Genomic DNA, 13,484 nt, shown 5'->3' with positions numbered 1-13,484 from the left:
AAATCGACAAGCGACCCCGGACGGATGGTTCCCTAATGGACGTTCTCGAACGGTACGAATCGCTCGTCGACGATTTCTCGGCGTTCCGTGCGGCCTGCGAGCGCCCGCTCCCGTCGGTCGTCCGGGTGAATGGGATCAAGGCGACGCCCGAGCGAGCGATGGACGCACTCGACGACGAGGGTGTGGAGTACGAGCCCGTCGAGTGGCATCCGGGACTTCTCAGACTCGATTCGACCAGCCCGGGGCGGACGTGGGGGGCCTATCACGGCTGGCTGCACGGTCAGGAGGAGGTCTCGACCCTGCCGGCGCTCGTCTGTGATCCCGATCCCGGTGAGCGCGTCTGGGCGGCCTGTGCAGCCCCCGGCGGGAAGGCAACCCAGCTCGCCGCACTCGCCGGCGACGAGGGGACGATCGTCGCGAACGATCGGAGTTTGGGCCGGCTCTCGGCACTCCGATTCAACGCTGAACGCCTCGGCGTCACCTCGATGGCGGTGACGAACCGCGATGCACGGAACTACTCGCTCAAGCCGTTCGACTTCGACGCGTTCGATCGCGCGCTCGTGGACGCGCCGTGTTCGTGCGAGGGGACGATCCGGAAGAACCCGGACGCGCTCGACGAGTGGTCGCTCGAATATATCGACTCCATCGCCGCAACGCAGGAATCGATCCTCCGGCGGGCGGTGCAGGCGACCCGTTCCGGAGGGAGCGTGGTGTACTCGACCTGTACGTTCGCGCCCGAGGAGAACGAGGCCGTGCTCGACAGCGTTCTTTCGGCCGAGGACTGCCGACTCGTCGAGTTCTCCTGTGATCTCGAAACCCGCCCCGGCGTCACCGAGTGGCAGGGCGAAGCGTTCGACGAGAGCGTGCGGAAGGCCAAACGGATCTACCCCCACCTGAACGATACGGGCGGCTTTTTCTGCGCGAAGGTGGAGGTCGGCGGATGAGCGACCGAACGAACGACGGTTCGCAGCTTGACCGCCTGCCCGCTACCGCCGACGAGCGCGTCGTCGAGGGCCGAGCCACGCGCCAGGAAGTCCTCGATTTCTGGGACGAACGCTACGCGGTCGCCCCCGAAATCTTTGAGAACTACTCGTTCTGGGAGAAAGGTGGGGGAAAGCTCTGGGCGTTTCGTGGCGCAGTAGCGAGCCCGCTCGAAGCCGAGGCGCTCGGGATGACGTTTCTCCGCACGCGCCAGGAGCACTGGAAACCGACCACGAACGCAGTCCAGCGCTTCGGGCGACACGCCGAGAAAAACGTCGTCGAGTTGGCCGATGCCGAAGCGCGGCGGTTCGTCGCCGGCGAGGACCAACCCATCGACTGGGACGGCGACTGGGGCTATCTGATCGCGGCCCACGACCTCGCCGGCGAGCGCGAACCGCTCGGTGTCGGTCTGTTCATCGACGGCGAGCTCCGCTCACAGGTGCCGAAGGGTCGACGTCGTGAACTGATCGATGGAGAGTGACCGGACCGCCCCACTAGAACCATGCTGCTGACGAGCGAGACGACGATGAGCAGGCTCGGCAGGAGTTTCGAGATAGAGGTGTTCGAGGTCGATGACTCAGCAGCGACTTTCTGTCGTTGCTCGGTGTCGGTAACAAAGTATTTGGCGGCCCTCGACATTCGATGCTGACATGGGTGCGATATCCGCAGGACGTCGGTCGATCGCCGCAGTGATCCGCAATCCGATCCTCATCGTCGTCGCGTTGGTGCTCGGACTCGTCCAACTGCCACAGATATTCATGCAGTCGGTCGATTCACCCGCCATCGTGATCGCTTCCGGACTGCTCTCGTTGCTCTTGCTACTGCTCTATCCGTTCTTTTTCGGCGGCATCATCGGCATGGGCAACGAAGCCGTCACGGGAACGACGAGCCTCGGGACGTTCGTGCGTGCCGGCAAAGCGAACTACGTCTCCATGCTCGGTGCCCTTCTCATCATGATGGGGCTGGGTGTGGTGTACGTCATCGCGCTGTTCGTCATCGGCGCTATCGGCGGTTTTGCCGTCGTTTCCGCAAGCGGTGATGCAGTCGGTGGAGCCGCGGTCCTCGTCATCGCCGCCATCGTCCTGGTGGCGTTCCTGCTGTACTTCGTGCTGTTCTTCTTCATCCAGTTCTTCGGCCAGGCGATCGTGATCGACGATCTCGGCGCTGTGGATGGGTTCAAGCGTAGCGTGGGGGCGGTTCGCAGTCACAAACTCAGTACGCTCGGCTACATGCTCGTCGTCATGCTCATCAGCGGTGTTTTCGGCGCGTTCGGGGCAGTGCTTGGTCTGGTCGGGACGTTCCCGGCGACCGGTGGCGTGCAGACGCCCTCGCTCGGCGTCATCGCCGTGGCCGCAGTGGTGTTCCTCGTGCTCACCGGCGTCGTCGGCGCGTTCTCGATGACCTACGGGGTCGCGTTCTATCGTGATATCCGTCCCGCCGAATCGAACGCGTCGCCGTAGCTGGTACTCCTGACGATATTGGTGCGATAGCCCGATCGAGGTGATCGTGATTCGAGGAACCATCGCTCACATCGGTGTCCCGCTACGGTTCGATGTCCGACGTCGGGTAACTGCCGGCTACTCCTCGACGACGACCGTGCCGACCATCTTCGAGTGCTCTGTTGATCGCCGGTTCCGTCCGGCGATTCTACCGCTGAGTTCAGGGGAATTGGACGCCTTCTTGCGGTATGGAACGTTTGCGACNTATCGAGAACTTGCCAAAGAACACGTGGAGGATCCAGACGCGCCTGCCGTCGCCGACGAAGACGGCGACGGCGAGCACGCTGAGTGGAATAGCCCGTTGCACGGTTTCGAAATCAGTTCGTCCTGACTGTAACAGTTGGTTCCGTCAGGGATGACCGTTTCAGCTTCAGACCCGGCAATGCGGCTGGAAACGAACTCTGTGAGTTTCCTGCCGCACTCGGTCACGCGATCGCGGATGGTGTCCTTCGAGGGCGTCCTTTCGAGGTCCTCGGCATGTGTGGCTGCATCACGGTAGGAGAGAGCCGTCGCAAGATCGACTGTTCGCGCAGCGATATCCTGCTGATATCGCTTCTTTCCGTTGAAATCGACGAATTGNGAGCCGTCGCAAGATCGACTGTTCGCGCAGCGATATCCTGCTGATATCGCTTCTTTCCGTTGAAATCGACGAATTGTTCGATGGGGCGGAAGTGAGCGTTCTCGTCGTCAGTTGCCGCAGTGTCTTCGACGTAGCTAAGGGAGAACTCGTGCTCGCCGACGGTAGTAACCGCCGTGCGAATCTTCGTTGTCGAGCGTTGGAATCGGTTGGTTCCGTTTCCCTGTGCGTGTTTTTCGCCACAATACGCCTCAACGAGTACGTCGTTGAGGCTTTCGATGATCGCTTCGAGCAGCGTCGATTCGAGACGCTGCTCGGTCAGAAACTCCGCGAAGGCAGCAAGTGGGTACTGTTCAGTTGGATCAATAGTCAGAACGAAGTGTATCGTGACCGTAACCTCAATCGGGGACTCGTTCACGTTCATCAATCAGTCCCCATTCCTTCAAGGAGTCAGCTACGACTTCGTTTCAGCGACTGCCCAGACGGTTCTGAACGATTTTCCGACGCGACCAATCAATCACGCTATCCAACTACGATCAACAGAGCATCTTCGAGCGTTCGTGCGGGATACAGAAGTAGCCGTACTGACCTGCCTGCTCGAACGTGTGTTTGTACTGCTCGTCGGGACGGAGCAACCCGTCGTCGACGTTCTCCCGCGCTGCTTGCTCGGAGTCCGCGCCGCCGCTGGCGAAGTACGCAGTATCGTCTGGAATTTCGTCCTCGTAGGCCGTCACGGTGTGGCTCGCGTCGGTCGAGTTCTTCCAGACGACCGTCGTCCCGACGGAGACGTGTACCGTCTCCGGGTCGAACTTCAGTTCATCAGTCATTCCGACCGATTTCGTGTTCGAGTCGCCCTGACTGGAACTTCCGACACAACCGGCCATCGCAACGGCAAGGATTCCTCCACTGCCGCGGAGGAACGCCCGTCGTGTGGAACCGTCCTCGGTCATGGTGGATCAGCCTGCGAACAGGCTCGTCCCGTACATGAACACGAGGCCGATGGCGAATCCCAGCATGTTCGGTGCGGAGCGGATCGATCCCGAACGACGGACCATGTCGACGATGTCGACGACGACCTGCAACAGCGCGCCGATCCCGATCGCGAGGAACAGCGTGCTCAACAGCGGCGATTGGGAGAGACTCCCGATTCACCCGCCGAGGATGGCGGGTGCGCCTGCGAGCAGTCCGAGCGCCACGAAGTGTCTCATTGGCGGCCGTTCGCCGTCCGCAAGCGGCGCGACGACCACCGGCCCCTCCGAGACGTTGTGGATCATGAACCCGATGATGAGGAACACGCCCAGCGCGGAGCGGCCCGTGGCGAACGCGGTGCCGATGGCCAGCCCCTCCGCGAGGTTGTGCAGTCCGATCGCGAGCCCCGCCGAGTACGCGATCGAGAGCCGTGACTCCTCACCGTCGTTTCGCCAGTCCATGATCGCCTGCAGCACCAGCCACGACCCGGCGATCCCGAGGACGGCGATCATCGATCCCGAGAAGACCGATGGCACGTCCCCGGCGCTTTCGAACACGTCGAAGCCGGCGTCGAAGATGAGGAAGANCCAGCCACGACCCGGCGATCCCGAGGACGGCGATCATCGATCCCGAGAAGACCGATGGCACGTCCCCGGCGCTTTCGAACACGTCGAAGCCGGCGTCGAAGATGAGGAAGCCGAGCACGCCGGCTGAGAACGCGAGCACGGCGTTGAGCCACTTCTCGCTCATCGACTGCATGAACGGGAACCACAACATTCCGAGCGCGATGGGAACGACGCCGATCAGGAACCCGACGAACGCGAGCGTCCCGACGACCTGTCCGGTCAGCCCGGTCGTCAGTTGGGCCGCTTCGATGGTTACCGGGAACGTCGTCCCGTCAGCCGCTATCAGCCCCACGTCGTAGTCGTATCCCTCCATCCAGTTGTAGGGAATGTCGATCGTGGCGCTTTCGCGCGGGGCGAGCGTGTTGTCACCCCCGCTCATCGAGAAGCCCCAGTTGGCCTCGTCGATCCGAACCTGTGAGATCGTTATCGGTTCGGGGGCGTTGTTCGTCACTTGGAGACGGATCGTGTGGTCGTTCGGCAGCGACGTCTGGCTGATTCCCACGTCCGGAAGAGGCTCACCGGTTTGAAGCCCGGCCAACGGTGTCGTCATCACGAACCCGCCGACGAGCAGCACGAGCAACACGATCGGGATGACTCCCATGACCCACCGTGGAAGGCCGAAGGGCTGTTTCTGCCGTCGTGCAACGCCGCCGTCGGATTTCGGTGCGCCCGTCATTCGGTCACCTCGAAGAAACTCATCCAGCCCTGCTCGGCGAACTCGGACTGGTGGCCGTGGAACATGAACAGTCCCGGCTGGTGGTCGCTGTAGTCGATCTCGAACAGGCCGCGCTGGGCCTGACACATCATCACGGTGTCGATGGTGCTCCGGTTCGGGAACAGCGTCGTCCCGGCGTCGTAGTAATCGAAGAACTGTGAGTGGGTGTGGAACGAGTTGATGAAGTCGTATTCGAGCGTCTGAATCACGTGCACTCGCTGGAGGTTGTTCTTCTTGATCTCGATGGGATGTTTCGTCTTGCCGCCTTCCCACTCGCCGTTGTACTTTTCCGTCTTCGCCGGTGCGTAGGCGAACGCGCGGGTGTTGGCCGCGTAGACTTCGTTGTCGGCATCGAAGTTGGTATCGAAGCCGTTCATCATTATCACCATCTCGTCGATATCGTCGTAGCCGTCGGGAACGTAGTCGGCGTGTGAGATCATGTTCCGACTCTTCGCGCGCTCGACGGCCATCTCACGCACCTCGTCGGTGATCGGTCCGTGATAATCGATGTAATCCCGAGGGTTCTCCCGGACGTTCTCGGGTTTCGGGTCGATGATGATCGTACCGTACATGCCCCGGTGAATGTGCGCCTTCAGCGGGAGCATGTGGCAGTGGTAGAGATGGGTGCCGGCGGGTCGGGCCTGCCACTCGTAGGTGAACGTCTCGCCGGGTTTGATCGCCCCGGGTCCGTTCTGTGGCACCCCGTCCATTGCCGGGTTGAGGTTCTGGACGTGTGGGTGGATCGTGTGCGCCATATCGGCGAACCCGTTCGTGAAATTGATCCGAATGAGATCGCCCTCTTCGACACGGAGCGTCGGCGCAGGAACCTGCCCGTTGTACATCCACGAGGGGAAGGTGACGCCGGGGGCGATCTCGATCTCTTCGGGGACCGCGGTGAGGTTGAACTCGCGAACGGTCTGTCCGTTCTCCTGTGAGACCCCGGCGTTCAGATCGTCCTTCTTGCCGAAGATCGCGTCACGCTTGTTTGTCGAGTCGCCGGTGTTGAACTCACGGAGATAGCCGTGTGGATCGAAATTCTTCTCGGTGTATTTCCCGGGCGTCCCGAAGCTGGCATCGTGGCCGGCGGTCGCGTTGCCGCCGCTTTCGTTGCCCGATTGCGCGGCTCCGATGCCCGTGATGGCCGAGCCACCGGCGAGAGCGAGACCGCCAAGCACCGTGCGGCGCGAGACGCCCTCGTGGTCTTCGATGGAATCGACCAGCCTGGTTTCGAGCTGCTCGGTCATCGACGCCGCGTCGTCTTCGTTCATCGATGGCATGATACCCCTCGCAGTGACGCCCACGCCGCGGTGTGGGCAGCCGATCGTTCGTCGACCATTTCGATTGGACACGAGCTATCCATCCATTTAGTTGTTTCTGTCTAAGTATAGGATTAGTACTATCTAAAAAACGGCGAGGGAGCGGGACAGTGCTATCGAGACGATCGGTCCAATGCATCGACACGGAACGAAACGGATGACTCAGTCCTTCTCGCGCACCGTCCCACCGCTCAATCCTTCCCACTCCACGCGATAGCCGAGCCATGAAAGCACCGCGCTCGCGTCGTCGATCCCCGCCTCGGCGATCCGTTCTTCGACCGTCGAGAACGCCATCTCCGGTTCGATATCGGCGTCGAGCGCCGAGAGAACGGACGGGCGAACGAGCGTTCGGCCGACCAGTTCGTGTTCGGGAAACCGTTTCTCCTCGATAGCGCTCTCGCTCACGCCATGCTCGGCGGCGAGCGCCGCCAGCGAGATCGCGTCGTCCTCCGGGACGAGCTCGTCGGGCAGCGCCGCCGCACTCTCCGCGTTCAATCGGTTCTCGTACTCTCGGAGTGCATCGCGGACGTCACGCACCCGCACCGATCCGGTGTACGGGATCGCACGGGCATCACGGGCTTCGAGCTCCTCGCCGACGCCGAGCGACTCGTCGACCGCGACGACGAGCTCGACCGCCTCCAGGCCCTCGATCTGGCCGAGCTTCTTCTGGACGTAGTCTGGCGTCCAGAACCCCATGATCTCGAAGAAGACACGAAAATCACGGGAAGTCGTCGTCTTCCCTGCTTCCGAGTCACTGGCGGCGACATCGGGAACCCCATGCTGCCACTCGAAGGCGAAATCAGGGATCATCACCCGCGCGCCGGTTTCGAGCGGCTCGGGCTCGCGGGTGAGCTCCCAGTCGAGATCGAGCGCGTCGAACCGCGCGGCGAAGTCGGCCTCCACCTGGCTGTCGTAGTCGATTTCGACCACCGGCTCGGTTCCCGGCGGCTGGAGATCGGCCTGTGTGAGCCGGAGTTCGCGCTCGGTCCCGCGGTCGTCGATCGTCGCCGCGAGCTCCCACTCGCCCGCTTTCGTGACGCTCCTGAGCAGTCGGGCGAATCGAGTGCCGTAGCGCCTCGTCCGGCGAAAGAGGCTATCGGGGCCCGTCACGTGGACTTCCCGCTCGGAGAGTGCCGCCCCCGACTCGCCCGTCTTCCGGATCTCGTAGAGCAGTCGCAGCCGTTTGACCGCCGAGACGAGCGCCTTCGGATCGGAACTCCGCACGCGCAGCTCGGTCGCGTCGAACAGAGCTGTCTGTGCCAGCGAGAGGTCGTACTGGGCGCAGAGCTCCTCGGGATCCCAGGGAACGTCGAGGTCGACGAGAATCTGTCGCTCGTCGAGATCGGCGTACAGCGAGCCCGCAACCGTCCCCGACGTGGCATCGAGCCGATCGGCGGCCCGCGACAGCGCGCGCTCGCGGTCGTCTTCGGTCACGACGCCAACGGATTCGGCAGCCGCGAACGCCGTGCTCCGGGCACGCTCGGGGGCCAGCTCGCTGCGCGTCTCGAAGGTCGCCTCGCGCTCCAGGAGTTTGGCGAACCCGCGAACGAGTTTGAAATCGTCGGCCTCCCCTTCGAGAGCCGCGAGCGCGTCGTCGAGATCGGCGCGCGACCGGCCGACGTGGCCCTGATAGACCCCGATGACCCGTGCCGCGAGCGGGCGATCTTCCCTGGCTGTGAACTGCGGGTGGTAGCCACCGCCCGCCCGCGACACCCGGAGGAGGTCCTTCGTGAGCACAGGGTCGTTCGGGCGGCGATGGCCAAAACGCCCTCGTCCTCAGTGTCGGCGCTCGGCGACGCGCTCCTCGGCGGTCGCTTCGGTGACGACCTCGTAGAGCAGCGCCCGCCCGCCGTCCTCGGTCGGGCGTAACACCCGGCCGAGGCGCTGAGTGAACTCCCGTTCGGAACCGCTACCCGAGAGGACGATCGCGACGTTCGCGTCCGGCACGTCGACGCCCTCGTCCAGGACGTTCGCCGTGACGACCCGCGAGTAGCTCCCGCTTCGGAACTTTTCGAGTATCTCGCGGCGCTCGCTCGCCCCCGTCTGGTGGGTGATCGCCGGCAGGAGGAACCGTTCCGAGAGGCGATAGACCAAGTCGTTGTGCGCGGTGAAGACGATGATCCGATCCCCCTGGTGGCGATCGAGCAGGTCGGCGAGGGTTGCGACCTTGGCGTCGGCGTTCATCATCACCTCACGGGCGCGCTGGTTCGCGAGCAGCGCCTCGCGCGCCGCCGGATCGGAGCCCGAACGCATGACGAGCTTTCGGTAGTCGCTGCCGCTTCGCATGTCGAGGTTCGACTGTGCGAGATAGTTCGTGAACGTCTCGCGATGTTCGTCGTACTCCGCCCGTTCCTCGTCGGAGAGCGCGACGTCGAGTCGCTTGATGTCGTAGGCCGCGAGGTGGTCGCCGGCGAGCTCGTCGGGCGCGATGCGGTGGACGAGCGGGCCACAGAGTGCCTCGATGGCCTCGTGTGCGCCGTCGGGTCGCTCGAAGGTCGCCGTCAGACCCAGTCTGGCGGGTGCGGCGAGCAGGCGAGCGATGTCGCGATATCCTTCACTGCCGAGGTGGTGGACTTCGTCGAAGACGACGAGCCCGAAGCGATCGCCGATGTCCTCGGCACGCAGGTACGCCGAATCGTAGGTCGCGACGGTGAGCGCCTCGACACGCTGCTCGCCGCCGCCGAGCTGGCCGATCGGGATCCCGAACTCGGTTTCGAGCTCGCGTCGCCACTGCTCCAGAAGATCGATCGTGGGGACGACGACCAGCGCCGCGGTCCTCAATTTCTCGATGGCTTCGATGCCGATGACGGTCTTCCCGCTGCCCGTCGGGAGTTCGAGACAGCCCCGGTCGTCGTTCGCCCGCCACGCGTCGAGCGCCGTCTGCTGATATTCTCGGAGTTCGTACGCCGAGGCGACGTCGAGCGCCGGCGCAGCCAGCACACGGTCATCGTAGTCGACGTCGCGACCGTCGAGCGCCGGCGCAGCCAGCACACGGTCATCGTAGTCGACGTCGCGACCGTCGAGCGCCGCGACCAGCGCCGCGTAGCGCACGGCGGGCGCACGACCGGTCTTCGATCGCGGATCGCGTTCGACGGGGAGATCGAGATCGGCACCGCCCGCGACGCGGATGGTGCCGTCCTCGAAGCTGAGCGTGACGTCCGCCACGGCCGCCGTACGGGTGCGCGTCGTTAATCGCTGTCCATCCGCTCGCCGCTGCGCAGCGGCTTTCTGAATCCTTTTGTCCGTGTATCGACTCGGTTCGAGCATGAGCGACAACGACGTCGGGGTCGACGAGTCGGCCGCCGAAGCGCCAGTCGACGACGAGGACGCGGGCACCGACGGCGTGACCGAGGACGAAGAGGGGTTCGAGAGCCTCGAAGCGCGCATCGAGGAGGCGACGACCGACGAACTCGCAGACGAGGTGCGTACGCTGCGCGCGCGCGCCGCGGACGCCGAGCGGAGCGTCGAGGAACGGGACGAAGAGATCGACGAGCTCGAATCGAAACTGACGCGCAAACAGGCGGACTTCCAGAACTACAAGCAGCGCACCGAGCGCCAGCAGGAGGAACTGCGCGAGCGCGCCACCGAGGACCTCGTCGGGCGTCTGCTCGACGTGCGCGACAATCTCTCGCGGGCGCTCTCGCAGGACGAGGACGCGGACATCCGCCCGGGCGTCGAGAGCACGCTGGAGGAGTTCGACCGGATCCTCGACGAGGAGAACGTCACGGCGATCGAACCCGACGCGGGCGATGCGGTCGATCCGCAGCGCCACGAGGTCATGCTGCGCGTCGACAGCGACCAGCCCGAAGACACGATCGCCGAGCTCTATCGTCCGGGCTACGAGATGGGTGAGAAGGTGCTCCGCCCGGCACAGATCACCGTCAGCGAGTAGCGTCGTCCCGTGCTCGACTCGGCGACGCGGTGATGTCGACGCCGGGGCTGTAGTAACAGACCGGCTCCCCGGGCGGATCGGCGAACCCGTTCGCGCGAAAGAGAAAATTTTCCTCGATCGTCACGTCGGCGGGATACAGCGACCAGGGATCGTGGTTCACGTTCGAGTAGCGAACGCTCCCGTCCGGCGCTTCGGTGTCGAACCGGTAGCGCTTGGTGAGGAACGTCGCCAGCGAGTCGGGTGATGGATCGAGTCGTTCGCCGGCAGGCTCGTAGCTCGCCTGGAACTCCACGGGTCTGGCTCCGGGATGCAGGCGTCGGCTCTCGAAGCGGTTGCGGCCGTTTCCGTCGCGCCCGTGGCGCATGCGTGCGTAGTAGTACGGGAGGTGATGGAACAGTCGTGCGCCGATCACGCCGAGGAGTCCCTCGGCGTCGAGGCTGAAGAAGTAGACGCTGGGCGTGCCATCGACGGTGACGTAGGTGCGGAGGTTGAGTTCGGGGAGGTCGATCCCGAGTCGGCTCGGCAGCCGGCGCGGGCGGACGGCGGCGTTGGTGAACGGCACGACCGAGAGCCAGGCGCTGCCGTCGTGGCTATCGACGGCGAGCGCGTCGGGGAGGTGTGCCGAGACGATGTCAGGATCCACGGGCCAGTTGGCGAACAGGAGCTCTCGCCACTCCATCGCGAGCGCGACAACCATACCCGATCGAGGGCGGCGAGCGGCTTGGCCCTTTCCGCTGGGTCGGACGAGCGGTCGTGTTGCGGTCCGATTTATACGCCGTGGGTCGCAAGCAGGGATGGCCCGAAAACCGCAGCAGGGGAGACCAGCGCGCGGTGGGATGAGTCGGCGTATCTAGCAACTTTTAACCGGCCCAAAGCGATAGTTGGGGCCAACAATGGCGAGCAACAAGATCCTCGGTATCGACCTCGGGACGACGAACTCGGCGTTCGCAGTGATGGAAGGCAGCGATCCTGAGATCATCGTCAACGGCGAGGGCGACCGCACCACACCCTCCGTGGTGGCGTTCACCGACGACGAGCGTCTCGTCGGCAAACCCGCGAAGAACCAGGCGATCCAGAACCCCGATCGAACTGTGGAGTCGATCAAACGGTTCATCGGCGAGGACCACACCGTCGAGATCGACGGCGAGGACTACACGCCCGAAGAGATCTCGGCGCTCATCCTCGGCAAGATCAAGCGCGACGCCGAGGAGTATCTCGGCGACGAGATCGAGAAAGCCGTGATCACCGTCCCCGCCTACTTCTCCGACAGCCAGCGCCAGGCGACGAAGGACGCCGGCGAGATCGCCGGTTTCGACGTCGAGCGCATCATCAACGAGCCGACCGCGGCGTCGATGGCCTACGGGCTCGACGACGACTCCGACCAGACCGTCATGGTCTACGATCTCGGTGGGGGGACCTTCGACGTCTCCGTTCTCGATCTCGGTGGCGGCGTCTACGAGGTCGTCGCCACGAACGGCGACAACGACCTCGGTGGCGACGACTGGGACGAGGCCATCATCGACCACCTCGCCGAGGAGTTCGAGTCAGAGCACGGCTTCGATCTCCGCGAGGACCGCCAGGCGCTCCAGCGGCTGAAGGACGCCGCCGAGGAGGCCAAGATCGAACTCTCCAACCGGAAGGAGACGACGATCAACCTCCCGTTCATCACCGCGACGGATTCGGGACCAGTCCATCTGGAGGAGAAACTCACTCGCGCGACGTTCGAGTCGCTTACCTCCGACCTGATCGACAGAACTGTCGACCCGACCCAGCAAGCGCTCGACGACGCGGACTACGACGCCGACGACATCGACGAGGTGATCCTCGTCGGCGGGTCGACGCGGATGCCTCAGGTCCAAGAACAGGTCTCGGAGATCGTCGGTCAGGACCCCCAGAAGAACGTCAACCCCGACGAGGCCGTCGCCCTCGGCGCGGCCATCCAGGGCGGCGTGCTCGCGGGCGACGTCGACGATATCGTGCTGCTCGACGTGACGCCGCTTTCGCTGGGCATCGAGGTCAAGGGTGGCCTCTTCGAGCGTCTCATCGACAAGAACACGACGATCCCGACCGAGGAGTCGAAGGTGTTCACGACCGCGGCCGCGAATCAGACCCAGGTTCAGGTACGCGTGTTCCAGGGTGAGCGCGAGATCGCCGACGAGAACGAACTCCTCGGCGAGTTCCAGCTCTCGGGTATCCCGCCCGCGCCCGCCGGAACGCCCCAGATCGAGGTGACGTTCAACATCGACGAGAACGGCATCGTCAACGTCGAGGCCCACGACCAGGGCTCGGGCAACTCCGAGGAGATCACCATCGAGGGCGGTGCGGGGCTCTCGGACGACGAGATCGACCGCATGCAGGAGGAGGCCGAGGAGTACGCCGAGGAGGACGAGCAGCGCCGCGAGCGCATCGAGGCGCGCAACGAGGCCGAGAGCTCGGTCCAGCGCGCGAACTCGCTCCTAGAGGAGAACGAGGAGGAAGTCGAAGACGACCTCCGGGCTGACATCGAGGATGCCATCGAGGACGTCGAAGCAGTTCTGGAGGACGAGGACGCGACGACCGAGGAGCTCCAGGACGCCACCGAGGAGCTCTCGACGGAGCTTCAGGAGATCGGCAAGCAGATGTACGAACAGCAGGAGGCCGCACAGCAGGCCGCCGGCGGTGCGGGCGGCGCTGGCGGGGCAGGCACGGCGGGTGCCGGCCCCGGTGGCATGGGCGACATGGGTGGCGCTGGCGGCGACGGTGACGACGAGGAGTACGTTGACGCCGACTTCGAGGACGTCGATATCGACGGCGAGGACGAGGCCGACGACTCGTCGGCCTAAGCGACCGCCCCTCTTCGATCGAATCCTCGACTGAATCGAACCGATCGTTGACCGGACGGACGACATACCAACACACCCTTACCGCCC

Annotated in this window: 12 protein-coding genes and 1 pseudogene; 5 read left to right on the top strand and 8 right to left on the bottom strand. The window is 64.2% G+C overall.

The window, feature by feature from the left end:
- Nucleotides 1-35 precede the first annotated feature (35 nt).
- The 3 genes from C448_RS13410 (at nucleotide 36) to C448_RS13400 (ending at nucleotide 2,441) form a co-directional block, all read left to right on the top strand.
- Nucleotides 36-944, top strand: a complete 909-nt coding sequence (locus C448_RS13410; protein WP_004055524.1) for an RsmB/NOP family class I SAM-dependent RNA methyltransferase — start codon at nucleotides 36-38, stop codon at nucleotides 942-944.
- Entirely contained in the window at nucleotides 941-1,462 is a 522-nt protein-coding gene (locus C448_RS13405; RefSeq protein ID WP_004055523.1) for a DUF7122 family protein, read from the top strand. The genes C448_RS13410 and C448_RS13405 overlap by 4 nt, the downstream gene beginning before the upstream one ends.
- A gap of 169 nt (nucleotides 1,463-1,631) precedes the next feature.
- The gene (locus C448_RS13400) at nucleotides 1,632-2,441 is read left to right on the top strand and encodes a DUF7847 domain-containing protein (RefSeq protein ID WP_004055522.1); all 810 of its coding nucleotides are present in this window, start codon (nucleotides 1,632-1,634) and stop codon (nucleotides 2,439-2,441) included.
- A 360-nt stretch (nucleotides 2,442-2,801) separates the two neighbouring features.
- Here C448_RS13400 and C448_RS13395 read toward each other — a convergent pair.
- The 7 genes and pseudogenes from C448_RS13395 to C448_RS13365 all read right to left on the bottom strand — a co-directional run.
- A pseudogene (locus C448_RS13395) lies at nucleotides 2,802-3,475 on the bottom strand (hypothetical protein); the annotation flags it as partial.
- Between the two features lie 118 nt (nucleotides 3,476-3,593).
- Nucleotides 3,594-4,007, bottom strand: coding sequence for a plastocyanin/azurin family copper-binding protein (locus C448_RS13390; protein ID WP_049916342.1), 414 nt, complete (start codon nucleotides 4,005-4,007; stop codon nucleotides 3,594-3,596).
- A gap of 6 nt (nucleotides 4,008-4,013) precedes the next feature.
- Nucleotides 4,014-4,178 (bottom strand): hypothetical protein, encoded by a 165-nt coding sequence (locus tag C448_RS16190; protein WP_160162794.1) that lies wholly within the window; start codon nucleotides 4,176-4,178, stop codon nucleotides 4,014-4,016.
- Between the two features lie 27 nt (nucleotides 4,179-4,205).
- The gene (locus C448_RS13385) at nucleotides 4,206-4,487 is read right to left on the bottom strand and encodes a ZIP family metal transporter (RefSeq protein ID WP_152415583.1); all 282 of its coding nucleotides are present in this window, start codon (nucleotides 4,485-4,487) and stop codon (nucleotides 4,206-4,208) included.
- Between the two features lie 837 nt (nucleotides 4,488-5,324).
- Entirely contained in the window at nucleotides 5,325-6,644 is a 1,320-nt protein-coding gene (locus C448_RS13375) for a multicopper oxidase domain-containing protein (RefSeq protein ID WP_049916354.1), read from the bottom strand.
- 201 nt (nucleotides 6,645-6,845) lie between these two features.
- Nucleotides 6,846-8,420 (bottom strand): DUF790 family protein, encoded by a 1,575-nt coding sequence (locus C448_RS13370; RefSeq protein WP_004055518.1) that lies wholly within the window; start codon nucleotides 8,418-8,420, stop codon nucleotides 6,846-6,848.
- 39 nt (nucleotides 8,421-8,459) lie between these two features.
- On the bottom strand, nucleotides 8,460-9,848 hold the full coding sequence (locus C448_RS13365) for a DEAD/DEAH box helicase family protein (RefSeq protein ID WP_004055517.1): 1,389 nt from the start codon (nucleotides 9,846-9,848) through the stop codon (nucleotides 8,460-8,462).
- Between the two features lie 100 nt (nucleotides 9,849-9,948).
- Between C448_RS13365 and grpE the strand changes: the two genes are divergently transcribed.
- Nucleotides 9,949-10,575 (top strand): nucleotide exchange factor GrpE, encoded by a 627-nt coding sequence (grpE, locus tag C448_RS13360; protein ID WP_004055516.1) that lies wholly within the window; start codon nucleotides 9,949-9,951, stop codon nucleotides 10,573-10,575.
- Here grpE and C448_RS13355 read toward each other — a convergent pair.
- The gene (locus C448_RS13355) at nucleotides 10,565-11,272 is read right to left on the bottom strand and encodes a YqjF family protein (protein ID WP_004055515.1); all 708 of its coding nucleotides are present in this window, start codon (nucleotides 11,270-11,272) and stop codon (nucleotides 10,565-10,567) included. The genes grpE and C448_RS13355 overlap by 11 nt on opposite strands.
- A gap of 196 nt (nucleotides 11,273-11,468) precedes the next feature.
- Here C448_RS13355 and dnaK point away from each other — a divergent pair, with 196 nt between their 5' ends.
- Nucleotides 11,469-13,397 (top strand): molecular chaperone DnaK, encoded by a 1,929-nt coding sequence (dnaK, locus tag C448_RS13350; protein WP_004055514.1) that lies wholly within the window; start codon nucleotides 11,469-11,471, stop codon nucleotides 13,395-13,397.
- Nucleotides 13,398-13,484 lie beyond the last annotated feature (87 nt).

It is taken from the genome of Halococcus morrhuae DSM 1307 (assembly GCF_000336695.1).
GTDB classification, from domain to species: Archaea; Halobacteriota; Halobacteria; order Halobacteriales; family Halococcaceae; genus Halococcus; species Halococcus morrhuae.
This window is presented reverse-complemented; position numbering and strand designations above follow the sequence as displayed.